We start from the raw sequence: 25,499 nt of genomic DNA on the forward strand, positions 1-25,499 counted from the left end.
TTTACAGCGATAAACACTCGGTATTCAGAGTGAATCAGAAATCCAGCCAAGACAGCAAGATCACGCAATTTGGGCGGATTCTGAATGAGTTAAACATTGATATTATCTTCGCCAACTCCCCACAGGCGAAGGGTCGCGTAGAGCGAGCGAATAGAACCCTTCAGGACCGTTTGATCAAGGAGATGCGCCTGGAAGGCATCTGTTCGATTGTAGAAGCAAATGCCTGGTTGCCCTGCTTTATTGAGCAGTTCAATCAGAAGTTCGCCAAATGTGCGCGAAACTCAAAGAACCTGCATCGACCATTAACCGAATCTGATCTTGAACTGGATGATATTTTTACCTGGCAGGAACCGCGTAAGGTCACCAAGAACCTGACGATTACCTATGACAAATGTATTTATCTGCTTGAACCGATAGAGCTGAATCATAAGCTTGCTGGGCAATACATTGCATTTCTGGAGTATCCGGATGGCACTGTGGCCCTCATGCATGAAGGACGGAAGATCAACTATAGTGTCTTCAATAAACTGGCTGGACTACAGCAAAATGAGATTGTTGAGAATAAACGGTTAGGTTCAGTCCTGGCGCATATTCAACAGCAGCATGAAGAACTAGAAAAACAGAATAAACGTTCCCGGGCCAAGAAAAGTATGCCAAGTCGTAAAGCTCAGAAAGCTGTTGTTGAACAAAGAAACTTAAATCCTGTGCTTGACTCTTGTGGTTAAAAACAGGACATTTTAAATGGTTTATCGCATAGACATTTTAATTGGTGAATAACATAATTTAATTTTATTCCATAAAATATGTATTTAAATCAATCAGGAATGTTTGGTTATGAACTCTCAGAATTTTTATAGATTCTTCACTGTCTACGTCTTATCTTATATGTGTGTTCCAAGATTTTGATCAGAGAATATAAGCAATTCCAACTTTTTTAAACACTAATTGATCCAATGTGGTTTGGGTAAAATTATCAAGATTCAATCACCTTACTTGGCTACAACGCTATTTCATTATAAAAATAAAAGACTTTGCGGTAAGATAAATTCAATCAAGATTATAAGTATCTAAACCTAGCTAGATACGCATAGAAGGATCAAAGCATGCAGCAAGAAGTCATCATTGTGGGTGGTGGAATGGTCGGACTGAGTCTGGCTCTGATGTTGGCAAAAGCAAAGATTGGCGTAAAGCTACTCGAAGCAATCAAATACCCCAATTATGATGATGCAAACCTTGCCCCATATCACTCAAGTTTCGATGCGCGAAACAGTGCATTGTCACGCCGTACCGTGCAAATCTACCAAGAACTTGGCTTGTGGAGCGCTTTGCAAGAACATGCAACGCCTATTTTAGAAGTTAACATTACTGAACAGGGCAGCTTTGGTAAGGCGCGTTTAAAAGCAGATCAAGAAAAAGTCGAAAGCTTTGGGCAAGTGATTGAAAACGCATGGCTCGGTCGCGTATTGCTCACGGAAGTCAAAAAACAAACACTCATCGAGTTGATAGATGGTGTGCAAGTCACATCACTTACGCAAGATGCAGACCATGCCTATATCGAAGCACAGCGCGGTGAAGAACAACTCAAACTACAAGCAAAAATTGTGATTGCTGCAGATGGTCGTGATTCATTCTGCCGCAAAGCCTTAGGCATTGGCGCATCTGTGCATGACTATGACCAAGTTGCTATTGTGACCACAGTCCAAACCTCTAAACCGCATAATCATGTAGGTTTTGAACGCTTTAGCCATTTAGGGCCTCTGGCACTATTACCTTTACCGGGTGAATACCGTCGTTCTGTTGTTTGGCCTGTTGCTAAAGGGACTGAAGGAGAATGGTTGGGTGATGAAAATGATCAACATTTCCTTGATGCATTACAACAAACCTATGGCGACCGTGCAGGTAAGTTTCAAAAAACTGGTAAACGCTTTAGCTTTCCATTGTCACAAGTGCTTGCTGAGAAACAAGCAGTTGGACGTGTAGTGTTGATGGGTAATGCAGCACATACCATTCATCCAGTGGCAGGTCAGGGCTTCAATCTTTGTATGCGTGATGCCCATGTATTATTACGTTATTTAACAGAACAAATGAGCAACAATGCAGATTTAGGCGATGCCGAAATGTTGTTAGATTATGAAAAATCCCGCCTAACCGATCAGCAGCGTGTGATTAAATTCTGTGATTCTGTCGTACGTGGTTTTAGCAATCGCAATCCATTGTTGAAGTTTATCCGTAATACTGGATTGGTGGCCTTTGATACTATTCCTGGCGTTAAACCACTGGTTGCTAACTACGCAATGGGATTAAAAGCATGAGTGTAAATCAGTCTGATGTTTTAGATGTCGTAATTGTCGGTGGTGGCCTTGTTGGTGGTTTAACGGCTCTATTACTCGCTCAAGGTGGTGTGCAAGCGACGGTACTTGATGCAGCACCCATTTTAGATGCTGAAAAAACCAAAAGCGTCGCCAATCCACGTGTACTTGCTTTAAGCCAAGCGACGATTCAATTATTAAAAACAGTGCAAGTATGGGAAAAACTTGCACGTCAGCAGCCGTATACGGGTATGCAAGTTTGGAATAAAAATGGCTATGGTGAAATTAACTTCGGCCATGTTTCCGAGCAGACTCCGAGTATCGAGCAAGCCTTGGGTTCAATGGTTGAACCAAGTCTCTTGAACTTAGCCATTCAAGAAAAAATGCTCGAACAATTGCAAGATTATCGAACGCAAGTGAAAGTGACTCATGTTGAACAAGGTGTGGGTGTGTGGATCATTCACCTTGCAGATGGGACACAGCTGAAAACGAAATTGGTGATTGGTGCAGATGGCGCAAACTCCTTTGTACGTGAACAAGCTTTTATTGATTTAGATGTTCTAGATTACAAACAAGCAGGGGTGAGTTGTGCCATAAAAACCACCCAACAGCATCTACATGTGGCACGTCAAATTTTCTTAGAAACGGGGCCATTGGCATTTTTACCGATGGCAAGTTTAAAATCAGAAGAAAGTGGCTATTGGCAGTCTATCGTTTGGACTTTGCCAGATGATTATGCCGATGAATATGTGGCTTTAAATGACACTGAGTTCACTCAATTATTGACACGTGAAAGCCATCACATGTTAGGCGAAGTACTAGAAGCAACACCGCGTGCTAAGTTTCCGCTCAAAGCGCGTGCTGCACAGCAATACGTGCGTGATGGCTTGGCTTTAATTGGCGATGCTGCACATGTGATTCATCCATTAGCGGGGCAAGGTGTGAATATTGGTTGCTTAGATGCTGCGGTGTTATGTGATGTGCTCTTGAAGGATAAAAAGCGTGGTGTTTGGGCACATGAGCAAACTTTGAAACGTTATGAGCATCGTCGTAAAGGCCAAAATGATGCCATGATGCATAGCATGTCAGCAATTGGTTGGTTGGAAACCACGACTTTATCACCTGTGGTTTGGGCGCGTAATATTGGTCTCAAACAAGTTGAAAATCAGGCAGTTCTGAAAGATGCCTTCATGGCTCAGGCGAATGGCTTAAGTATTCTCAAAGACACGATCTATGCTTGATAATCGAAAAATAGATAATTTTTAAGCAATCGTTTATACAAGGTTACGATTTTGATTAAAAAAGATACGATTTTTTGATCTTAGGCACTATGCGAAAAGCTCAGAGATTGTTAAATTTCTTTTAATTTAAAACCAGCCATCCACTGGCAAACATAAGTCATTAGCGGGGAGAACACGATGACTGATATGAACGATTATGATGATGCTGAAGACTCAGTAGTCGACGAAGACGAAGCGCAAGCTGCTGAAAAAGGCGCGGGTGATGCAGCTGATTCTGCAACGGATGGCGACACTGCAGAAGCAGAAACGCTAACAGTGACTGCAAAGCTTAAACAGCGTCAAGCACTTGAAGATGAAGTTGCGGCATTCTTAGCTCGTGGTGGGCGTATTACTGAAGTACCTCCAGACGAGTCTGCAAAAGATTAAAATAAAAAACACCACATCAAGTGGTGTTTTTTTTGTGTTTTGCCCAAGAACTTGTTGTGACAGTTATTCTATTTTTGAGCGTTCTCAATTTACTTATACAACTTTAATTTTTTTGCGGTTTCATATATTTTCGACTAATCGCATAGATTGGATAAAACACAAAATGTAGTAATAGTAGAAACATAGAGTTGATAATAAATGCTGCCCAGTATGGCGGTGAATGCATAGCACCAATAAATGCAACAAAGCTTTGAAACATTAAAACAGTACTCAGAATCAAATAAGACAGGTAACGACGGCGCGGCCAGAATCCAGTGTACTTCATTATATTGCCAGCAATGAAATACAATGAAAGCAAGATCATGGTCATCAATACAGCATGCGGGTCAGCGCTGATCAGCTCTTCAAAGCGATAGTGACGATAAGGTTTTAGACCATAATAAAGAATATGCGCAAGCATGATGAACCAAACTAGATTAAATACAATCCACACAGCATTATTTTTGAGAGATTGTTTTATCGACATTTTATTCATCACTATTACATATTGTTTTTGAAGTTGTTTATTTAATTATATCGTTTATGGAATCCGAAGATTCCATAAGTTTATAAAGATGAAATAAATGTAAATTTAGTCGTTTGCTTGCGTTAACTCTAAAGCGCGTTGGTAAGCCACTTTCTTTTTAATACCTGTTAAATCTGCGGCCAATTGTGATGCAGCTTTGACTGATAAATCTTGAAGTAAGCGAGTTAATAATTTATCTAGCTTTTCCTGGTCTAAGTCTTTTTCAACCGTAGCACCACCAATCACCAGTACGATTTCACCTTTTTGTTGGTTGTGATCAGACTCTACAAACTGTACCAATTCACCCAAAGCCATTTTTTTAATGGTTTCAAATGTTTTGGTGATCTCACGTGCAAAACCGACAGGACGATCCGCACCAAAAACCTCAACCATATCTTTTAAGCTATCGACAATACGATGTGGCGCTTCATAGATAATCATGGTTTGAGTTTCATCTTTAAGTTTTTCTAGTGCCAATAAACGTTGTGATTGTTTAGAAGGTAAGAAACCTTCAAAACTAAAACGGTCACTAGGTAAGCCTACAGCACTCAGTGCGGCAATTGCGGCACATGCACCTGGAACTGGAATAACACGGATATTTTTTTCTTGTGCAGCACGGACTAATTTAAACCCTGGATCACTGATTAATGGCGTACCAGCATCACTGATTAACGCCATATTCTCACCATTTTCAAGACGTTCAATCAGTTGATCAATCTTGTTATTTTCATTGTGATCATGACATGCAGTTAAGGGGGTTGAGATACCAAAATGCTTAAGTAATTGTGCAGAAGTTCGTGTATCCTCAGCGGCAATAATTTTAACCGACTTCAAAACATCAATTGCACGATAACTAATATCATCTAAGTGCCCGATTGGAGTCGCAACAACAAATAACTGAGCACTCATAGGTTTCTCCATGTTGGATAATAAGAAAAAAATAATGGTTTTTTGCTTGCTAAGCAGTTTAATTTCAGCAGCACAAGCAAATGTATTGGTCATTCTACCCGAATCTGGCCCTATGGCGCGAGCCGCATCCAGTATTAAGCAAGGTTTCAACAGCGCATATAATTCATCCGACTATAAAGTACACGTAAAATTTATTAATTCGGATCAAAAGCAGATAGCAGCTTTATTAAAAAAACACGTCAATAAAAAAACACAACTGGTCATTGGACCACTTGCACGTCAAGACGTCGAAGCCTTGGTCAAGGCCAAACCGAAAGTCCGTGTACTTGCATTAAATGAATCTTCAAATCAAATGGCCAATGTTTGGCAATATAGTTTGGCCAAACGTGATGATGCTGTAGCTTTAAAAAATGTTTTTGAAAAAGATCAATTAAAAGAAGTGATGGTGTTCAGGCAGCCAGGGACAGAGGATGAGCATGAACTGATGTTAATGGTGCTCATGAGTCAAACACCTCTGCCATTACATGTTATTGATCAATTGCCTGCAAAAATAAAGAAATATCAGGGGGTGTTATTGCTCGGTAATAATCAGTGGTTAAATAGTCAAAATAATTTACCTAAAAAGCAAATTTACACGTTGGCCAATGCAATTGAGGCCGATCAACCAGTACCAATGGGGGTGAAGTTTTGTGATGCACCAGCATTGTATGATGCGAAGTGGTCAGATGTAATGCGGGCTTATGAACATAATCCTGTTGCGATGCCATATCAACGTTTAATGGCTTTCGGTGGTGACGCGTGGCATATCGCGAAGCAATATTTACAAGAGCCCAAATTAAAAAGTTTAGAATTTCAGGGCAGGACAGGATTAATTAAAATCAGTGACAATCAAATTCACCGTATTCCACATTGCTATCAACGAACTAAAAAGGGTATTGAGCCGATTTCAATTTAATAGGAAAAGTTAGATTGAGGGTGTGGATATGATGAACTTAGGCCAGTGGGCAGAGCAGCAAGCGCTAACATGGGCAGAGCAGCAAAATTATGTCTTGGTACAACGTAATTTACATAGTCGTTATGGCGAAATTGATTTGATCGTAGCTCGAGAAAAAGACTTGGTTTTTATTGAAGTTAAAGCGCGTTCAAATACCCAATATGCACAAGCGATAGAAACAATCTCGATTCACAAACAACGTAAAATGATGAAGACCGCGTTGCATTTTTTAAATGAACAGTCACATTTTTATGATTATTATTGTCGCTTTGATGTGATTTGTTTTGATTTTTATCAACACTTTGCAAAAACACTACAGCAAGACTTTTCAAAATACCCGTATGATCAGCAATGGATTGAAAATGCTTTTACTTTTGATCAAGAGTTGATTAATCTCTGATAAAAGAAACTGTGTAAATGCATAGAAAAATACCGGTGTAAAAATTTTAGGAGTTGTGCTGAGTGGTTAAGCGTATTGCAATGACGATGCTTTGTGTCGCGAGTTTATCAGGATGTGCGAGTTTTATTTCAAATGGTACAGGCTCAGCACCTGTAGGAACGGAAAGTGGTGCACGCTCTTTGGGGCAAGTATTTATTGACTCATCTATTGTTCGTACTGCAAAAATTAATTTATATAAATTAGATAGTCGTTTTAAACAATCTCGTGTCAATATTGAAAGCTTTCATGGCAATGTGTTGTTAACAGGCCAAGTGCCTGATAATCACTTAAAAGAATTGGCTGAAGAAAATGTTCGTTCAATGAGTGATGTTAAAACCGTACATAATTATATTACTGTGGGCAACCAAATTAGCTACAGCACTATTATGCAAGATACAGCTGTAACAGCTAATACCCGTGGGCTAATTATGAAAGCGCCTGTGGTATCTGACAGCAAAGTACACATTCATACTGAAGATGCTGTTCTTTATGTGATGGGCCGTTTAAACAGTGCGGAAATCACAGACTTAAATCAAATCTTGCAACAAGTGGGTAATGTAACGCGAATTGTCACTTTAATTGACAATGTTGAACAAAGCTCAAATCCACAAGAGCGTAGTATCAACTCGAGCTTTACCACACCAACTGTTAGTGATGTGCAACCTGAAGTACAAACGCCCGTTGCCATTGACCCAGATGCAGTTGATCCAAATTACGCACAATAAATCTCAATTATTTAGTATCGAAAATCTATGTCGAGCAAGTTTCAGCTTTGGTCACAACAGCTTCAACAAAAGGTGGAGCTGGCAAAATCACTTTATCGAGACTTTAGAATCTATGATTTTGGTAGTCTTGCACTCAATCGGCTCACACCTAAAAAAGGTTATAGCATCCAAAGTAATATTGCGTATGGCTTAAAAGCCCGTCATCGTTTGGATTTATATCGTACTGAGCAACCACGTCAAAAGCGCCCACTGATTGTATTTGTACATGGTGGCGCATGGATGCATGGTGATAAAAAAGACTATGGTTTTATTGGTGAAGCCTTTGCTAAAGAAGGTTTTGATGTTGCGGTTATAAACTATCAACTTGCACCAGAACATATTTTTCCTGCATCAATTGATGATTTGAGTCTAGCATTAAACTATTTGACGCAATCACAGCATAAGTTGCAGATCGAACTAGAAGATTTGGTGTTGATGGGGCATTCAGCAGGGGCATTTAATGTCATGTCTGCGCTGTACCATCCTCAGCCATATCAATTACAAATCCGTGAAAACATTCGTGCCATTGTCGGCTTGGCTGGGCCTTATCATTTTGACTATAAAGGTGACCCAATTTGTGCTGAGGCTTTCGATCAAGATGTCCCATATCAGCAAGTGATGCCGTATTATTTTGTTGAATCTAACAAAGTAAAACACTACTTATTTACTGCCGCGAATGACGATATTGTTGGGGTAAATAATAGTGAAGATTTAGACCGTCAATTAAAGGCATTGGGAAATCACAGTCAGTTAATAGAAATTCCTCGTGTCGGTCATATCACGATGATTGGGTCAGTATCGAGCTTATTTAGTCGTTTCTTTAAAACCAAAGCTGAAATTATGCGTGTTTTAGATGAAATTAGCCCGAAGGTTTAGAGAGCTGTTATTGGTATGAATAAACCGCAAATCTATTGCGGTTTATTTTTTTGTAAATACCTTTTGCTGCTTGATTAAAGCCAAGCCTCTGTATCATCAGCTACCGCTGTTCCATGTATCGCATGCATAATCATGGCGTGGGCAATACTACCTTTAAAGGGGATTTCTGGCAGATGATCAAACTTGAAAAATGCGGCATCCGCAATTTCTTCTTCTTGTAACTGTAATTCACCAGCTGCATATTCGGCTTTAAAAGCAATCATTAAATTACTCGGGAAAGGCCAAGGTTGGCTAGCTAAGTACTGGATATTTTTAACCTGTATGCCAACTTCTTCCAAGGTTTCGCGACGTACAGCTTCCTCTAAAGTTTCGCCAACTTCAACAAAACCGGCAATTAAGCCATACATTTGCCGTGCGTTACGCGCATTTTTTGCTAAGAGGATTTCGTCCTTGCCACGTGTAATAACGGTAATGACGCAGGGATTGACCCGTGGATATTGGTGATAGCCACAGGCAGGGCATACCATTGCATATTCAGTCGCGTGAACTTCAGTTGCTGTACCGCAATGGCTACAAAATTTATGATTACGACGCCATTCTAAAAGTTGAATTGCACGACTAGCTTGTTCAAACTCTTTGACATTCCAGAGTTGCAAAAGCTGACGTATTGGAATGAGTTGTAAGCCTTGAGGAATAGGCTCATCTTCGAGGAGGTCACGGGCAATCACTTGATCACCCGTACCTATATTTAAATCACTTGCGAGTTGCTCAACTTCTGGAAGTTGAAAGTTTTCATCGACCAACAATTGCTGTTGTTTAAAGATATAGGCAAGTGACAATTTAGACATTAGGCTGCTGCAGATTTCAGTTTTTCGCTACTGTCCAATGCTACCTTAAACATCGTGTGTAATACAGGTTGTTTGTTCTTTAAATTGTCAATGAGCATGTCAGCACTTGCGAGTGAATCGAGCGCTTGATTGATTTCCACTGCATTGATTGCAGTAGCTGTATCAACTCGAGCTTGAATAAATTTCGCTGTGGTATTTAATGCATTTTGTGCAGCATCCGCATTTAAGAACAACATTGCACCACCAATTTCACGTACTTGTGTCGCTGTGGTTGCAATATTTGTTACATCACCATCTTTCAAGTACTGCGCCAAAGATTGGCTGGCTGTATCAATTAAGACTTTGGTTTCGTTCAGCAATGCAGCATGGGCTTCATCTAAGCGATCAAGCGAGATGTTCATGTTATTCACACGCAGCTGCAGGCGGCTTGAGGTATGGTGACGCTCTAATACACCAATTGAGTTCATTGCTGAAAGAATGGTATTCATCAATTGCTGAGCAAAGTTTTCATCTTGCAGAATTGCAGTATTACCGAGAGAAGCTGCTTGACGTGATAAATCGTTATGCGCTTCATTCAGGTTGAGTACTTTGAAGATGTTCGCTAACTCATTCAATTTGGTTTGTAGTTCCTGAGTCTTTTCAGGTGTCATGTTTTGGTAGTTGAACTCAATGTCATTGCGAATTTGGGCCATCTCACTCGTCACTAACTCACCAATGGTATGCATGGTGTCAAAGTCAGGGCCATATAAATGACGGCTAAATACTTGTAGCTGTGTATCAGTTAATAGATCTTCGCCAATGTTGAGCTTGCCACGAATATGATGCGATATGACATCTTCTTGACTGATGCAAAGGCTCAGGACGTTGGCAAGATCTGCAATACTCGCTTTATAACGTTCTGGTGCATCAAAAAATTGAGCCATGTTGCGTTCAATGCTGATTAGCGTGCGTAAACGTGCATCGGTAATCAACAGTTGATCAATTTGATTGAGTGCAACAAAAACCAAGTTCCAATATTGTTTACTTGGGTGCTTTTCAGATAATCCAGCTAAATAAGCACCGACCAATTTCATCGCTTGTAGGTCAAGTTCGCTTTCTTCTTGCTTTATCAATTTATTCAGCGTGAGTTTGTATAAACGATGAACATATTTTGATTTTTCTAAAGCAGGTGCTTGAGGTAATTCAAAATCAGGTGTAATGCAGTCGAGTAGTGACTCAATATGCTGACCTTCAGTTGTTACCGGCTTACCTAAAGCAAGTTCTAAGCGGTTTAAGCTGTCGAGCAGGAATTGTGGGATTTTAACTTCACGCAGACAGATAAATTCAATATAGCGTTTTAGCATGGTGGTGCCTTCGCTCAATGCGATGACATCTTGAGTATTAATTTGCGCTGGATTCCCCATGATCTTGCGCATTAATTCTGCTGAATATTGGGCAATCTTTGCCAAACTTGGCATATCGACCAATGCTAAAACTTGTGCACACTGTTCAAATTGAGTCAGTGCATCATCAATCCCGAAAGGTAATGTTTGATCTTCAACTAGGGTGCTGACTGCTGATTCGACTAATTTGATCGAGTTATCAACTTCATTTTTTATTATCAGCAAAGCCGTTGGATCAAAATGAATAGAGGTTTGGTAAGACATGTATCTGCACCTTTCCTTGATGTTATATCTTGTTTATAAACCGCCGGTTAAGGCGGTTCATGTTTATGGTTTTACTATAACGTATGTATGAATTGTTTAAATACAAAAAGTAACACGAAATTTAGTTTTTATTTGGCAAAAAGGCAAGGTGATCCATGTTTTTCTTCATATTGTTTGATCCATGTCTCATGTGCCTCAAGTTCATCTGCTGAAGGTAGAATGACAGGAAGTTCAATTTCTACTACAGTTCGGGTTTGTGAACCATCAGCATTTTGGCTGTGGGTCAAGGCATCCATATCAAATGAAACCTGACCACCAGTCATCGCTAAGTAAACATCAGATAAAATTTCAGCATCGAGTAAGGCACCATGGAAGGTACGATCACGTTGTGGAATTTCATAACGACGCACTAAAGCATCAAGAGAGTTTTTCTGGCCAGGGTGTTTGGCTTTCGCCATTGCCAAGGTGTCAGTTACTTCACACACGTCCGAAAGCGCAACAAATCCTGCACGCTTGAACTCCATATTGAGGAAGTTCATATCGAAGGTAGCATTATGCGCAATAATTTCTGCCCCTTTTAAATAATCAAACAGCACATCGGCAATTTCACTATATAAGGGTTGGTCTTTAAGAAAGTCATCGCTGATACCATGGATATTTTCAGATTCACCGACGGGTTTTTGCGGATTGATATAAATGTGAATTGAGCTACCCGTCAATTTACGGTTAATCATTTCCACAGCGCCGACTTCAATAATTCGGTCACCATCTTGAAAATAGAAACCTGTCGTTTCTGTATCGAGAATCAGCTGACGTGGGCCTGTGACATCAACAGTCGCAGGCGTGATCACGATTTTAGGATGAATCACTTTATTTGTTAAATCGGCACTCTGTTTTAAATGATCTGCTTTTTTATTTTTCGTTTCTGGGCTGAATACTTTTTCAACGGCAACATCGGTATCTGTTACAGCTGTATTTGATACGATGACAGGAATTTCAGTTGTATCATCATGAATGACTTCGGCTGTAACTGTAGATGTATCTTCCGGTGGTTCTTCATCGTCTTCATCACCAGCAAACTCAAGTCCAAATGGATCATTGAGCAACCAGTCTAATTCAGCTTTTTTTTTAGGGGCTTCAGCTACAGTAGCTGGGGCTTGCTTGAGTGCTTCTAAAGTTTTGTCGGCACCAAGATTGGCCAATTGATCGGCCATTTCATTGCCAGGATGTCCCGCATGACCTTTGATCCAGTTCCACTCAATATCACGACCCTGACATGCAGCATCAAGGAGTTTCCAAAGGTCAGGATTCTTAACATCTTTCCAATTTTTCTTTTTCCAACCATGAATCCATTCAGTGATGCCTTGTTTCACATAGTTGGAGTCAGTCCAAATAATTAACTTATCATCGGCTGAACAATGCTTAATGCCTTCTATGGCAGCAGTCAGTTCCATGCGGTTATTGGTGGTATTTTCTTCACCACCACAGATTTTCTCTTCGCCGGATTCACGGATGATATAAGCTCCCCAGCCACCCAAACCAGGGTTGCCGCGACATGCACCATCAACATAAAGCGTGATTGTTTGAGACATAAATCAAATCCGGACAAAAATTATCAATCTGAGTTGTATATTGTATATCGCAAATGCGGCTGATAAAGCCATATCGCGCGTTTTTTTTAATTTCTTGTAACATTTATACTGAAATAGCGTTAAATTAACGCCTTGTATCTGAAGCCTGCTTCACTACAATGGCATATCTAAAAAATAAATTTTATACGAGTTGTCTGGATTTTTTTATGTATAAATCAACTGCGACTGAATGGCAGCCTACTTTACCTCAACTATTTAAATTTACAGTGTTAGGTTCGGCACTTGCAGCACTGGGTCTCACGGGCTGTGCATCGTCGCAAACAACAACTCAAAAAGCGGGCTCGAAGCAGGCGGGTTCTAATTTTCTTGATGCCAACAGTTTAGACTCGCTAGAAGATTTACTGTCTGCAACAGATATGCGTGCAGTAGAAGGCGATCGTTTATTGGTTCTAAAACATGGTGATGTTTGGAAGCGTATGACGGTTGGTTTCAAGATGGATTTAAACCATTGGGATAGCCGTATTGAAGCGCAACGAGGTTGGTTTATTTCGCGTCAACCTTATATCGATCGTTTAAGTGCACGTGCATCGCGTTATTTATATCACACCGTAAAAGAAGCAGAGCGTCGTGGTTTGCCGACAGAATTGGCTTTGCTCCCTGTGATTGAAAGTTCTTATGATCCAGCAGCAACCAGTAGTGCAGCAGCAGCAGGTTTATGGCAGTTCATCCCTAGTACAGGTCGTATCTACGGTTTAAAACAAACTTCTTTATATGACGGTCGTCGTGATGTAGTTGAATCAACACGTGCTGCTTATGAGTTTTTGGGTGCATTACATAACCAATTTGGTTCTTGGGAATTGGCATTGGCTTCTTATAACGCAGGGCCTGGTCGGATTCAACAAGCCATTAACCGCAACCGCGCAGCAGGCCTACCAACCGATTATTGGTCGTTAAAATTACCGCAAGAAACCATGAATTATGTGCCACGTTTCTTAGCTGTTGCGCAAATAATTAAAAACCCGGGTGCATATGGTGTAAGTTTACCGCCAATTGCAAACCGTCCGCATTTCCGTGAAGTTGCAGTTGGTCCTGCCAATCTAAATGAAATTGCATCAATTACAGGTTTGAGTCGTGCTGAATTGTATTCATTAAACCCCGGTCATCGCGGTGATGTGATTGATAGCAGCAGTCCAATGCGTATTTTGATTCCAGCAGATGTGAGTCCTTCTGTTGATGCGCGTTTGAAAAAATTACAGGTAGGTGGATCTTCAGGTTATTGGGCAAGTAATTCAAACTTACCGAAAAATAATGTTGAAATTACGCCTTCACGTGTGACGCCGCCTGAGTTAAATACCAAAACGATTCAACCTGCGAAAGTTACGCCGCCACCTTTAAAAAATCAGCCATCAGTTGCAGCTGTCGTAACACCACCAGCTAAAACAGTTACTACACCTGCGACAACGACAGTTACATCTACAGCAAGTCAAGTAAAAGTGAAAACGCCTGTGGGTTCTTCTGCATTGGCTGCTTTCGCTTCAAATACGGATATTCCTAGTGCGCCGCGTATTCCTGTTGCAGTTTCACCAAGTACACAAGTGAAACCTGTTTCTGTCGAGCCGCCATTATCTGCTAATGAACGTGAACAAATCATGGCAGCGATTAAGGCGGATGGTGAAAATAAAACAGTTGATGAAGTCTTAAAACCGGTTGCAACCAAAGCAGAACAAGAAGAAGTTGTAGAAGAAATTAAAGCCCTTGCACCTAAAGGTACTGAAATTGTCGATCCATACGATGGCAAGATTAAGCTGACTGCAATTCAGACCAGCCAGTCTGTTGCAGAGCAGCAAGGTAAAGAGTTAACAAAAGGCTTTTCTTATCCGAAAAGTGTCGCTGAAAATACCAGCTTAGATTCTGAAGAGGCTAAACGTAACCAAGGCAAAAATGTGATCCGTACGGATTCAGAAATCGTGGTGGTACCACCGAAAGGTAAACGTAGTACTTATACGGTTTTGTCGGGTGATACGTTGGCATTGATTGCGATGAAAAATGGTGTCAACTGGCGTGATATTGCACAGTGGAACCAAATTTCCCCAGATTCAACTTTATATGTAGGGACAACAATTTATTTGTACGATGCTAAGCCGATTGTACAAAATAATGAAGAATCGAAAGCGAAAACAACGCCAGATCAATATGTGGTTAAAGCCAATGACAGTCTAACCGCAGTTGCGAGCCAGTTTGGATTAACAACTAAGCAACTTGCTGACTACAATGGTTTAACTACAACAAGTGGTCTATTTGTCGGTCAAAAACTTTCATTGAAAGAAACGGCTGCATCCAAAGCAAAACTTGAGGCTGATAAAAAAGCGATAGCGAGCCAGACGGCTGAAAAAGTGCAAAAAATTCAGACCAAGTCTTATGTGGTAAAACGTGGTGAATATCTAAAAGTCATTGCAGACCGTTATGCACTGTCAAATCAGGAGTTAGCCGACTTAACACCGGGTCTAACTTCAAATAGTAGCTTGATGGCGGGTCAAAAAATCAATGTGCCTGTAAATACTGTTGAGACTGATGAAAAAGTTGAAAAGTTAGACAGTAAAGTCGTTAGCCGTATTGAAAATGTCAAAGTTGATCCTGCTTATAAAGTTGAAACTTATAAAGTTCAACGCGGTGACACGCTTTACAGTATTGCATCACAATCAAAAATTAGTCTGTCTGAATTAGCAAATCTGAATAATCTAAATAGCAATAGTGGATTGCAAGTTGGACAAAGTTTGAAAGTGCCAGCAGGAAATTCAGTACCTGATACCTATGTTGTTCAGTCAGGTGATACCTTAACAGGTATTGCAAGCCGTTATAATTTGGGCATGGATTATGTTGCTAATATCAATGGTATTGAACGCAGTTCTGGGCTTCGCGTTGGACAAAAGTTAAAACTCACCGGTGATGAGTCAACAAAAGTTGAATCTAAAAATGAGTCTAAGGCTGTGAGTCGTGTATCAAATGAAATGAGCGACACACATGTAGTTAAATCCGGTGAAAGCTTAGGTCAAATCGCGAATAAATATAAACTTCAATTAAGTTATTTGGCAGCCTTGAATGGACTCAGTACCAATAGTGCTATACGAGTTGGTCAAAAACTTAAAATTGATGGTGAGATCCCATCTGACCTTAGCAATAAAACTTTAGACACTAAAAAGTCAGCAGTTAAAACTTCGACAAATTCAGTTAAATCGAATAATACGGAAAGCTACAGTGTGAAATCTGGTGAATCCCTAAATTCGATTGCGAATCGTGTAGGCGTTAGCGTTTCTGATTTGGCGGAATTGAATAATTTGAGCCCTCGCGCAGGTTTACGAGTTGGGCAGAGCATACAAGTTCCTAAAACAATTTCGGAATATCGTATTAAACGTGGTGATACTTTAATTGGTTTAGCGAGTCGTTACGGTATGGAGAGCTCGGCTTTAGCTGAAATGAATGACCTGAAACCATCGGCTCAACTAAGAATTGGTGATGTAATTAAGGTGCCGAACTGAGTCGTACTAAACAGGAGTTAAGTTGAATGTCATATGCTTCAACTTCAATCTGGTTAGCAGTATCTAGTTTAACTTTAGTAACACAAGGGGCGTGGGCTGCATTGCAGACCACGCCTTTTCTTGCGATACATAGTCAGCCTAAATATAGCCAACTATCAGCAATGCCTTATGCCAATGTTTATGCTGCAAAAGGAGGTTATTTAACTACATCAGTTATAGGTGGTTTTGATAATTTAAATAGCATGAATGGCAAAGGAAGCTCAGTCGAAGGTGTAAATTATTTATTTGATACCCTGATGAGTTCATCTTTAGATGAACCCGGCGTGTTATATCCATTAATTGCTGAAAAAATTACTTTTGACCCTGAGCATACTAACTTTGCAGTTTTTCATCTTAATCCTAAGGCACGTTTTAGTGATGGCTCGGAACTGACTGCTGAAGATGTGAAATTTAGTTTTGACACTTATCAAACGAAATCTAATCCTGGACTACAAATGTATCTAGCAGATTTGGATAAAACTGAAGTGTTGTCAAAATATCAGGTCAAAATGACATTTAAATCAGGCAATAATTCTGATATGCCACTGATATTAGCACAGATGCCAATTTATTCAAAAATGGATTGGGCAAAAAAGGATTTTACTCAAATAACCATGCAACCTATTTTAGGTTCTGGCCCTTATTTGATTCATCAGATTAATTCTGGACGCAGTATTAGTTATAAACGAAACTTGAAGTATTGGGCAAAAGAGCTTCCGGTGAATAGAGGCCGATATAATTTTGATATTCTCAAGTTTACTTATTATCGAAGCGCAGATATTGCTTTTGAAGGATTTAAAGCTGGGCAATCAAGTTTATATGAAGAAAAAATAGCACGAAAATGGGTAAGTGATTACCAATTTCCAGCCGTTAAAGCGGGTTTGGTGGTACAAAAACGTATCGCACATGAGCGACCAATACCCACAAAAAGCATGGTATTTAATACGCGCCGAATGCCATTTCAGGATATTCGCTTTCGTCAAGCATTAACCTATGCCTACGATTTTGAGTGGCAAAATAAAGCCTTGTTTTATGGACAATATCAGCGCTTACAGAGTTATTTTTCAAATAGCGTATTGGAAGCCAAAGGTTTGCCAACGACTGCAGAAATGGAAGTTTTAAAACCATTATTAAATGAAATGAGTCCTTTAGAGCGTAAAGGCGTATTGGCCAATTGGAAATATCCTGTGTCAGATGCGAGTGGTTTTAATCGTAGCAATCTACTGACTGCACGTCAGCTATTATTAAACTCAGGTTATCGGTATCACAATGGTGTGCTTGTTGATCAAAATTTACGACCAGTACATTTTGAGTTTTTAATCCACCAAAGTGAAATGCAAAGGATAATCTTACCCTATATTCGAAATTTGAAACGATTGGGGATTACAGTCAATATCCGTAAAGTAGATGATGCGCAATATACAGAAAGATTACGTCACTCTGATTTCGATATGATTATTGATGAAATGCCACAATCCCTGATTCCATCTAGTGAACAAGCACAATTTTGGGGGAGTGAAGCCGCTGATCAGGTTGGAAATTATAATTATGCAGGCATTAAAAGTGCTGTGATTGATAACGTGATTCAACAAGTGATTGATGCGCCGAATCGTGATCAACTTATTGTTCGTACTCGGGTACTAGATCGGCTTTTACGGGCAGGTTATTACCAAATTCCAACTTATGGAAAAGGGGAAAATTGGTTTGCCTATTGGAACATGTATCAACAACCAAATATAAAACCAAAGTTGTCCACGGGTATTGATTACTGGTGGAGCAATGCAGTTGAAGCAAAAAAAGTTACGCAATATTTGCGTCAACAATAACAACAACTGAATTACAAGGAAAGTCATCTTAAACATGGGCACATATATATTAAAGCGTTTGCTCCTGATTATTCCGACGTTGTTTTTCATTTTATTGATTAACTTTGTGGTAATTCAGATTGCTCCGGGTGGGCCAGTTGAGCAAGCAATTCAGCAAGCCGAAGCTTTTCAGGGTATTGGGACAACGAGCGGTGGCGAAACGGCAACGTCTAGCATCAAATATCAAGGTGCCAAAGGCTTAAGTGAAGAAATGGTCGCAAAAATTGAAGCGCAATATGGTTTTGATAAACCGTTATTGGAGCGTTTTTGGTTAATGTTGAAAAGCTATTTAACCCTCGATTTTGGTACCAGTTATTTTAAAGATAAGGCGGTGACACAATTGCTTTGGGAAAAATTGCCGGTGTCCTTGTCTTTGGGGTTGTGGAGTACATTGCTGATTTATTTGGTTTCCATACCATTAGGGATTAAAAAAGCTCGTCAACATGGCATGTTGTTTGATAAAAGCACCTCTATTTTATTGGCGATTGGTTATGCCATTCCGGCGTTTGCTTTTGCGATTTTGCTCATTGTATTTTTTGCCGGTGGTTCTTATTTTCAATGGTTCCCGTTACAAGGCTTAGTTTCTGAAAACTTTGCCGAACTGAGTGTGTTGGGCAAAATTGTGGATTATTTTTGGCATATGGCGTTGCCTTTATTTGCCATGGTGATTGGTAGTTTTGCGAGTTTAACCTATCTGACCAAATATTCTTTTATGGACGAATTGAATAAACAATATGTCTTGGCGGCGCGATCTAAAGGCTTAACCGAATCAAGAGTGTTGTATGGGCATGTATTTCGCAATGCCATGTTGATTGTGATTGCTGGCTTACCTGAAGCGCTGATTGGCATTTTCTTTGTTGGTAACCTGTTTATTGAGATTATTTTTAACTTAGATGGTTTGGGTTTATTGGGCTTTGAAGCAATTGTACAACGTGATTATCCTGTTATTTTTGGCACATTATTCATCTTTACGTTAATGGGGCTGATCCTGCGTTTAATCAGTGATGTGATGTATCAAATTATTGATCCGCGTATTAACTTTGATTCACAGGGGGCAAAATAATGTCTCCAATTATGCAAGCACGTTTACAACGATTTAAAGAAAATAAACTTGGGTTTGGCTGCTTTATTGTTTTTGCCCTGATTTTTGTTTTGTCCTTGGCAGCAGAATTGATTGCTAATGATAAGCCTTTGTTAGTCAAGTACGATCAATCCCTCTATATGCCGGTTCTCAAGACCTATCCAGAAACCACGTTTGGTGGAGTGTTTGAAACCGAAGCAGATTATAAAGATCCAGTCGTTCAACAGCTGATTAACGATAAAGGTTGGGCGGTCTGGCCGCTGATTAAATTTTCCTACCAAACCCCAAATTTAGAATTGGCAGTACCTGTGCCATCTGCACCGACTGCACAAAACTGGTTGGGTACGGATGACCAAGGACGCGATGTGTTGGCGCGTATTCTTTATGGTTTACGGGTGTCTTTATTATTTGGTTTTACATTGACAATGGCCTCAGCTCTATTGGGCATCATGGTCGGTGCTGTGCAAGGCTATTACGGCGGTTGGGTGGATCTGATTGGACAGCGCATATTGGAAGTCTGGGGCGGTTTGCCGATGTTGTTCATGGTGATGATTTTGGTCAGCATGTTTACTCCAAGCGTATATTGGCTTTTTGTGATTATGCTGCTTTTTGGCTGGCCGACCTTGGTGGGATTGGTGCGTGCGGAATTTTTGCGTGCGCGAAATTTTGATTATGTCCGTGCAGCCCGCAGTTTGGGGGTGACCGATCGCACCATCATGTTCAGGCATATTTTACCAAATGCCATGAGTTCCAGTTTGTCTCAATTACCATTTATGTTAACTGCAAATATTACTGCACTGACTGCTTTGGATTTCTTGGGATATGGCTTACCGCCAGATGCGGCATCTTTAGGTGAATTATTACTTCAAGGTAGAAATAACTTGAATGCGCCTTGGCTAGCTTTATCGGGTTTCTTTACTTTAACCATCGTGCTGTCTTTATTGATTTATGTTGGGGAGGTGACTCGAGATGCATTCGATCCAAGACGCCAATAATAAGAATGATGCATATCAAGAAGTACTCTGTGTTGAGCATTTAAACATTGCACATCAGCAGCAGGTTTTGGTGCAAGATCTGAACTTTCGTTTGCATGCCGGTGAAACGCTAGCGATTGTCGGGGAAAGTGGTTCCGGGAAATCCATCAGCAGCCTCGCTATTTTAGGCTTGCTGCCGCGCAATTTAAGTATTCAAGGCAATGTGCAATTTGAGGGTCAAGCATTGCTTGGTCTGAGTAGTGCACAGCATCGCAAGATTCGGGGGCAAAAGATTGCCATGATTTTTCAGGAGCCGATGACCGCGCTGAATCCCTTGCATCGAGTGGAAAAAATCATTGGTGAAACTTTGCTGTTGCAAGGGTGGTCTAGAGCTAAAACGCGACAACGAGTCATCGAATTATTAACAGATGTCGGTATTCCTGAGCCTGAAGAAAAATTGCGTCGATATCCACACGAACTTTCAGGTGGGCAGCGTCAACGGGTGATGATTGCGATGGCATTGGCACTTGATCCCGAGATATTAATTGCTGATGAACCGACCACCGCTTTGGATGTGACTTTGCAGGCGCAAATTTTAAACCTGCTTAAATCCTTACAGCAGCAGCGCAACATGGCGATAATTCTGATTAGCCACGATCTAAACTTAGTCAAACGCTATGCCGATCAGGTGATTGTCATGAATCAAGGCATTGTCGAAGAACAGGGTTCAGTACAGGATATTTTTCAGCAACCGAAACAAGCGTATACGCGTAGTTTATTGGACCATGATTTTGGTGAAGTGATTCAGACGCATTCAGCACAGACCGTTTTACAGTTGAAACAAGTTGGGGTGAAATTCCCGATTAAACAGGGCTTGCTCAATCGAATAAAAGATTATGTGGTTGCGGTTGAACCTTTAGATTTAAGTGTGGCTGAAGGGGAATCCATTGGTATTGTCGGGGAGAGTGGTTCGGGTAAAAGCGCTTTAGCCCTTGCCATTGCCCGTTTAATTGAAAGTGATGGTGATATCTTTCTTCAAGGCCAATCCATAAATCATTTGTCTGAAAAACAATTGCGACCTTTACGCAGTAAATTTCAAATTGTCTTCCAAGATCCATTTAGTAGTCTGAATCCACGTTTAAATGTTGAACAAACCATTGGTGAGGGTCTGGCGTTAAAGCAGTTATCGGCAGTTGAAATTGGTCAATGTATTGATGAAGCTTTAGAAAAAGTGGAGTTGCCGATTTCGTTTAAACAGCGTTATCCGCATGAACTTTCAGGTGGGCAACGGCAACGTATTGCCTTGGCGCGCGCATTGGTGTTACGACCTAAGCTGCTGATTTTAGATGAACCGACTTCGGCGTTGGATCGAACCACACAGCGTTCGATTGTTAAACTGCTGCGACGTTTACAGCAAGAATTTAACATCAGCTATTTATTTATCAGTCATGATTTGCAAGTGGTCAGAGCGCTCTGCCAAAAAGTCTTGGTCTTACGTCATGCTCAAGTGCTGGAGTTTCAAAATACTACAGATCTGTTTGCGCATCCGCAAACCGATTACACACGTAAGTTAATTGAAGCCAGTCAGTACTAATCGACTATTTAGTAAGCCCTGATTTCAATAAAACCTAACACTGGTTATTTTGACATGTTAGATTGTCAAAATAACCTTGACCTTTGAAAAATACCAATTAGAGTAATTGCTCAGTAATTATAATTTTGAAGATGGATTCTGCCATGAGTCATTTAGCTGAAAGTTTTAAAATTCGGAATACTACGTTTAAAAATCGCATTATCAAAGGCGCTATGAGTGAAGCCTTGGCAAATACTGCAGGGCAGCCGAATCATTTGCATTTGGGGTTATATGAAGCTTGGGCGAAGGGTGGTTTAGGCTGTGCCATTACGGGTAATGTCATGGTGGATTTTCGTGCCAAAAATGAACCGGGTGTAGTGGTGGCTGAAACGGAACGCGACTTAGCTAAATTAAGCGAATGGGCAAATATTGGTAAAAAACATGGCATGGTGCAATTGGTGCAACTGTCGCATCCAGGTCGTCAATGTCCGAAAGGATTAAACCGAGAAACCGTAGCGCCATCGGCAGTTCCATTTAGTCCGATGTTGGCAACGACTTTTGGTACACCGCGTGAATTACGTGAGGATGAAATTCTCGATATTATCCAACGTTTTGCTACAGCAGCACAGCTATGTGAAAAAGCCGGATTTGAAGGCGTTCAACTGCATGGTGCACATGGTTATTTGATTAGTCAGTTCCTCTCACCTTTAACCAATAAACGTCAAGATCAGTGGGGTGGTTCAAATGAAAATCGCATGCGCTTTTTGCTTGAAATCTATAAAGCAGTTCGTGCAGCGACGACCGATGATTTTATCATTTCGGTCAAACTAAATTCTGCTGATTTCCAACGCGGCGGAATTAGCGAAGCAGATGTGATTGAGGTCTTTAAAGCAATAGATGCCGCAGGGATTGATATGATTGAAATCTCGGGCGGTTCCTATGAAGCGCCAGCGATGGCGGGTGCTAAAGAAGAAAAACGTAAAGCCAGTACCATTGCTCGTGAAGCTTATTTCCTCGATTTTGCGGACAATATCCGTAAAGAGGTAAAGTGTGCATTGATGGTTACAGGTGGGTTTAGAACCGTCCAAGGCATGAATGCTGCATTAGACAGTGGCGCATGTGACTTTGTCGGGATTGCACGCCCATTTGCAGTGGAGGTAGACTTAGCTGATCGTCTATTGGCGGGGCAGGATGTCCGCTATGGCGTAGACAAAATTAAAACGGGCATTCCTATGATTGATAAAATGGCCATCATGGAAATTATTTGGTATGCGGCTCAGTTTAAATCGATTGGTGAAGGTAAACAGCCAAATCCTAAACTATCTCCGCTTAAAGTATTCTTTAAATATCTTAAAGGTAATTTAACAGCGGTCATTAAAGGGCAGGTAAATTCACGTAAGTCAGCTTAGCTGGTTTAATCATTTTAAGATTTGCCTACAGATGTTAATTTAGGAATGATCACAACTTGAGTTGGGGTGATCATTCCATTTTAAGCCATGATGATAAAAACAGAATGCCAATCAGATTTTTTCTATTATTTGTCCTTTCCACGTTTAGTTCGCTTTTATTTGCACATCCTCAGTTTCAAACTGGGGATATTATTTTTCATATTTCTAAATCGCAGCAAAGTTTAGTCATTCAGCAAGCGACTCATTCACCCTATAGTCATATGGGGATGATTGTGAATAAAGATGGAAAAACTTGGGCCTTGGAGGCGATACAACCTGTGCAATATACACCACTAAATAAATGGATTGCGCGTGGTGTAAAAGGGCATTATGTGGTGAAAAGAATGAAATCTTCTTTAAACACTCAGCAAAAACAAAAGTTAGTGAAGAATGCTGAGCAGTATCTGGGGCGACCGTATGATATTTATTTTGAATGGTCAAACCGAGCCATCTATTGTTCTGAAATTATTTGGAAAGCGTATGATGATGCTTTGGGAATACAACTTGCACCGCTACAACATTTAAAACAATTTGATTTAAAACAAGCTTCAGTACAAAAACTGATGCAGCAGCGTTATGGACAACAAGTTCCATTGAATGAAACAGTGATTGCGCCCAAAGCCATTTATGAGTCGAAATATTTACAGCAAGTTTTTAGCAATTAAAGCCATAAAAAAGCCCAAGTCTTAAATGCTTGGGCTTTTTTATCAGATGTTGCCATCTTAAATATGGCGTCCCTACGGGGATTCGAACCCCGGTTACCGCCGTGAAAGGGCGATGTCCTAGGCCTCTAGACGATAGGGACAGTACAGAAAATAAATTTTAAACCGTTACTTTAAGTTTGAAGTAATGGCGTCCCTACGGGGATTCGAACCCCGGTTACCGCCGTGAAAGGGCGATGTCCTAGGCCTCTAGACGATAGGGACTTAAAAAATCTACTTCTGAAAATTGGCGTCCCTACGGGGATTCGAACCCCGGTTACCGCCGTGAAAGGGCGATGTCCTAGGCCTCTAGACGATAGGGACGTTTCAGAGGTGGGCGTATATTAGGTTGAAAATCAGGGGGTGTCAAACGCTTTTCCACAAATAATTTAGCTTTTCCGTGTTGAGTGCATAAATTTAAAACAATTTGATAAATTTGTTTGAAAAATACAGATTTTATGCTGAATTTTTAATCGTATCTAAGAGTGCTTGGATCACTTCAGGATGTTGTAAATAATTTTGAATATCATGTGGATGATGAATATCTGTCCGAATTTGATGGTTGATAATTGCGGGTTTAAAATCAAAAGTTGGTTTTATGAGTGGGAAGCTGCTGAGAAAATCATCATGTGAATAAAAATTTATCCAATCGCCTAAAATTGCATCAGGATGTTGAAGCGGCTGTGGAAAATACGTTTGGATCACGCGAAAAGCTAAAGGTGAGCCTAAACTTATAAAACGTTGAATTTTAAGTTCAGGATGAAGCAGTAAAAAATGATATGCAATGACCGAACCTAGGGAATGAGCCACAATCACTGATGTTTTATGATTGTGTAATTGCTCATGGATACGTGTATGCACCGCATGAATAAAATGTGGGTTGGATAAATATAAATATGTTTCAACTAAAAATTTGTGCAGTAAGCTCGCATGAAGTTTGGGAAAGTAATTCAGCACAAATGAAAAATCATGCAGTACTAAGTCTTTGCTTTGGGCTGAGAAAGTTTTTAAGGTCGGGCTAAATTTTAAAGCATCAAAGATTTTTGAGTAGAAAATGCTCTTTTTAATATTTTCATTATTGTTAATTATCTTGGTTTGTTTTAGTGGGTGCGTAGGATGGAAAAAGGGCAAATGAGACCAGACCTGAGGCATAAGCGTACTTGCATTTAATGTGTTTTCTAAATGATAGCGCGTGAGTAAGTCTCCATAAAAAGGCATGTGAGCATTTTTTTGAAGTATGGAAATGCTGCCTGCTGATGCGCTTGAATTAAACCTTGTTCTAAAATGTCTAGCCAATGTTGTTGTAACGATGCGGCTGTCTGCTGTTGCTGATTCATGCCATGGATAAAGATAACATTCATAGTGCACCTCATGGGATGTGAACCGTACCGGGTTTGTCGGAGAGTCAATATTCTGAGAGACTATTCCGATGAAAAAACCAAACTATACCCCCGAAATTAGAGAAAGAGCGGTTCAATTACTAATTGAATCTGAAAAAGATTATCCATCGAATTGGGCTGCGATCACCGCTATTGCTCCCAAGATAGGTTGTACTCCTGAAACACTACGTGTTTGGTATCAAAAATATTTAGATAAACAAAATCCAGTTAAAGTACAGCAGCTTTCAGACCAAGAACGTATCAAACAACTGGAACGCGAAAATAAAGAACTGC

General features: G+C 40.4%; 20 protein-coding genes, 3 tRNA genes and 2 pseudogenes. 16 read left to right on the forward strand and 9 right to left on the reverse strand.

Features of this window, described 5'->3' with window-relative positions:
* The 4 genes and pseudogenes from FTT84_RS12520 to FTT84_RS12535 form a co-directional block, all read left to right on the forward strand.
* Positions 1 to 725: pseudogene (locus tag FTT84_RS12520) on the forward strand (ISNCY family transposase); the annotation flags it as partial.
* Positions 726 to 1,103: 378 nt separating this feature from the next.
* On the forward strand, positions 1,104 to 2,312 hold the full coding sequence (gene ubiH / locus FTT84_RS12525; protein WP_180081361.1) for a 2-octaprenyl-6-methoxyphenyl hydroxylase: 1,209 nt from the start codon (positions 1,104 to 1,106) through the stop codon (positions 2,310 to 2,312).
* On the forward strand, positions 2,309 to 3,550 hold the full coding sequence (locus FTT84_RS12530; RefSeq protein WP_180081359.1) for an FAD-dependent monooxygenase: 1,242 nt from the start codon (positions 2,309 to 2,311) through the stop codon (positions 3,548 to 3,550). The genes ubiH and FTT84_RS12530 overlap by 4 nt, the downstream gene beginning before the upstream one ends.
* A 177-nt stretch (positions 3,551 to 3,727) precedes the next feature.
* Positions 3,728 to 3,976 (forward strand): hypothetical protein, encoded by a 249-nt coding sequence (locus FTT84_RS12535; protein WP_067766065.1) that lies wholly within the window; start codon positions 3,728 to 3,730, stop codon positions 3,974 to 3,976.
* A 103-nt stretch (positions 3,977 to 4,079) separates the two neighbouring features.
* On the opposite strand, the gene FTT84_RS12540 is transcribed toward FTT84_RS12535, so the two are convergent.
* Both FTT84_RS12540 and rsmI read right to left on the reverse strand, forming a co-directional pair.
* A complete protein-coding gene (locus tag FTT84_RS12540; RefSeq protein WP_067766062.1) occupies positions 4,080 to 4,502 on the reverse strand; it encodes a hypothetical protein in 423 nt (140 codons plus the stop codon).
* A 105-nt stretch (positions 4,503 to 4,607) separates the two neighbouring features.
* Entirely contained in the window at positions 4,608 to 5,450 is an 843-nt protein-coding gene (gene rsmI / locus FTT84_RS12545) for a 16S rRNA (cytidine(1402)-2'-O)-methyltransferase (protein ID WP_180081357.1), read from the reverse strand.
* Positions 5,451 to 5,460: 10 nt separating this feature from the next.
* Between rsmI and FTT84_RS12550 the strand changes: the two genes are divergently transcribed.
* The 4 genes from FTT84_RS12550 (at position 5,461) to FTT84_RS12565 (ending at position 8,523) form a co-directional block, all read left to right on the forward strand.
* Positions 5,461 to 6,405, forward strand: a complete 945-nt coding sequence (locus tag FTT84_RS12550) for a penicillin-binding protein activator (RefSeq protein WP_180057305.1) — start codon at positions 5,461 to 5,463, stop codon at positions 6,403 to 6,405.
* 31 nt (positions 6,406 to 6,436) lie between these two features.
* Positions 6,437 to 6,844, forward strand: a complete 408-nt coding sequence (locus tag FTT84_RS12555; protein ID WP_180057336.1) for a YraN family protein — start codon at positions 6,437 to 6,439, stop codon at positions 6,842 to 6,844.
* Positions 6,845 to 6,906: 62 nt separating this feature from the next.
* Positions 6,907 to 7,608 carry a BON domain-containing protein gene (locus FTT84_RS12560; protein WP_180057307.1) on the forward strand — a complete coding sequence of 234 codons (702 nt, stop codon included), beginning with the start codon at positions 6,907 to 6,909 and terminating at the stop codon, positions 7,606 to 7,608.
* Positions 7,609 to 7,635: 27 nt separating this feature from the next.
* Entirely contained in the window at positions 7,636 to 8,523 is an 888-nt protein-coding gene (locus FTT84_RS12565) for an alpha/beta hydrolase (protein WP_067766053.1), read from the forward strand.
* A 74-nt stretch (positions 8,524 to 8,597) separates the two neighbouring features.
* On the opposite strand, the gene nudC is transcribed toward FTT84_RS12565, so the two are convergent.
* The 3 genes from nudC to dnaQ all read right to left on the reverse strand — a co-directional run bounded on the left by nudC (position 8,598) and on the right by dnaQ (position 12,609).
* Entirely contained in the window at positions 8,598 to 9,371 is a 774-nt protein-coding gene (nudC, locus tag FTT84_RS12570; RefSeq protein WP_067766050.1) for an NAD(+) diphosphatase, read from the reverse strand.
* The gene (locus tag FTT84_RS12575) at positions 9,371 to 11,017 is read right to left on the reverse strand and encodes a chemotaxis protein (RefSeq protein WP_180057309.1); all 1,647 of its coding nucleotides are present in this window, start codon (positions 11,015 to 11,017) and stop codon (positions 9,371 to 9,373) included. The genes nudC and FTT84_RS12575 overlap by 1 nt, the downstream gene beginning before the upstream one ends.
* A 128-nt stretch (positions 11,018 to 11,145) precedes the next feature.
* Entirely contained in the window at positions 11,146 to 12,609 is a 1,464-nt protein-coding gene (gene dnaQ, locus FTT84_RS12580; RefSeq protein ID WP_180081355.1) for a DNA polymerase III subunit epsilon, read from the reverse strand.
* A gap of 206 nt (positions 12,610 to 12,815) precedes the next feature.
* On the opposite strand from dnaQ, the gene FTT84_RS12585 reads away from it, so the two are divergent.
* From FTT84_RS12585 to FTT84_RS12615, 7 genes are all read left to right on the forward strand, one after another.
* On the forward strand, positions 12,816 to 16,145 hold the full coding sequence (locus FTT84_RS12585; RefSeq protein ID WP_180081353.1) for a LysM peptidoglycan-binding domain-containing protein: 3,330 nt from the start codon (positions 12,816 to 12,818) through the stop codon (positions 16,143 to 16,145).
* Between the two features lie 26 nt (positions 16,146 to 16,171).
* Positions 16,172 to 18,010, forward strand: a complete 1,839-nt coding sequence (locus FTT84_RS12590; RefSeq protein ID WP_180081351.1) for an extracellular solute-binding protein — start codon at positions 16,172 to 16,174, stop codon at positions 18,008 to 18,010.
* 34 nt (positions 18,011 to 18,044) lie between these two features.
* Positions 18,045 to 19,112 carry a microcin C ABC transporter permease YejB gene (locus FTT84_RS12595; protein WP_180081349.1) on the forward strand — a complete coding sequence of 356 codons (1,068 nt, stop codon included), beginning with the start codon at positions 18,045 to 18,047 and terminating at the stop codon, positions 19,110 to 19,112.
* Positions 19,112 to 20,125: an ABC transporter permease gene (locus tag FTT84_RS12600; protein WP_180081347.1), complete on the forward strand. Its 1,014-nt coding sequence runs from the start codon at positions 19,112 to 19,114 to the stop codon at positions 20,123 to 20,125. Before FTT84_RS12595 ends, FTT84_RS12600 begins: the two co-directional genes overlap by 1 nt.
* Positions 20,100 to 21,698, forward strand: a complete 1,599-nt coding sequence (locus tag FTT84_RS12605; RefSeq protein ID WP_180081345.1) for an ABC transporter ATP-binding protein — start codon at positions 20,100 to 20,102, stop codon at positions 21,696 to 21,698. Before FTT84_RS12600 ends, FTT84_RS12605 begins: the two co-directional genes overlap by 26 nt.
* A 143-nt stretch (positions 21,699 to 21,841) precedes the next feature.
* Positions 21,842 to 23,086 carry an NADH:flavin oxidoreductase/NADH oxidase family protein gene (locus FTT84_RS12610; protein WP_180081343.1) on the forward strand — a complete coding sequence of 415 codons (1,245 nt, stop codon included), beginning with the start codon at positions 21,842 to 21,844 and terminating at the stop codon, positions 23,084 to 23,086.
* Positions 23,087 to 23,190: 104 nt separating this feature from the next.
* Entirely contained in the window at positions 23,191 to 23,790 is a 600-nt protein-coding gene (locus FTT84_RS12615) for a YiiX family permuted papain-like enzyme (RefSeq protein WP_067766312.1), read from the forward strand.
* Between the two features lie 64 nt (positions 23,791 to 23,854).
* Here the strand turns inward: FTT84_RS12615 and FTT84_RS12620 are convergent.
* The 4 genes and pseudogenes from FTT84_RS12620 to FTT84_RS12635 form a co-directional block, all read right to left on the reverse strand.
* Positions 23,855 to 23,930: transfer RNA gene (locus tag FTT84_RS12620), tRNA-Glu, on the reverse strand.
* Positions 23,931 to 23,975: 45 nt separating this feature from the next.
* Positions 23,976 to 24,051: transfer RNA gene (locus FTT84_RS12625), tRNA-Glu, on the reverse strand.
* Between the two features lie 23 nt (positions 24,052 to 24,074).
* Positions 24,075 to 24,150, reverse strand: a tRNA-Glu gene (locus FTT84_RS12630).
* 132 nt (positions 24,151 to 24,282) lie between these two features.
* Positions 24,283 to 25,187, reverse strand: a pseudogene (locus FTT84_RS12635) (alpha/beta fold hydrolase).
* Between the two features lie 68 nt (positions 25,188 to 25,255).
* On the opposite strand from FTT84_RS12635, the gene FTT84_RS12640 reads away from it, so the two are divergent.
* The coding region (locus FTT84_RS12640; protein ID WP_257223417.1) for a transposase at positions 25,256 to 25,499 on the forward strand (244 nt) is incomplete at its 3' end.

This window comes from Acinetobacter sp. YH01019 (genome assembly GCF_013420285.1).
GTDB classification, from domain to species: domain Bacteria; phylum Pseudomonadota; class Gammaproteobacteria; order Pseudomonadales; family Moraxellaceae; genus Acinetobacter; species Acinetobacter gandensis.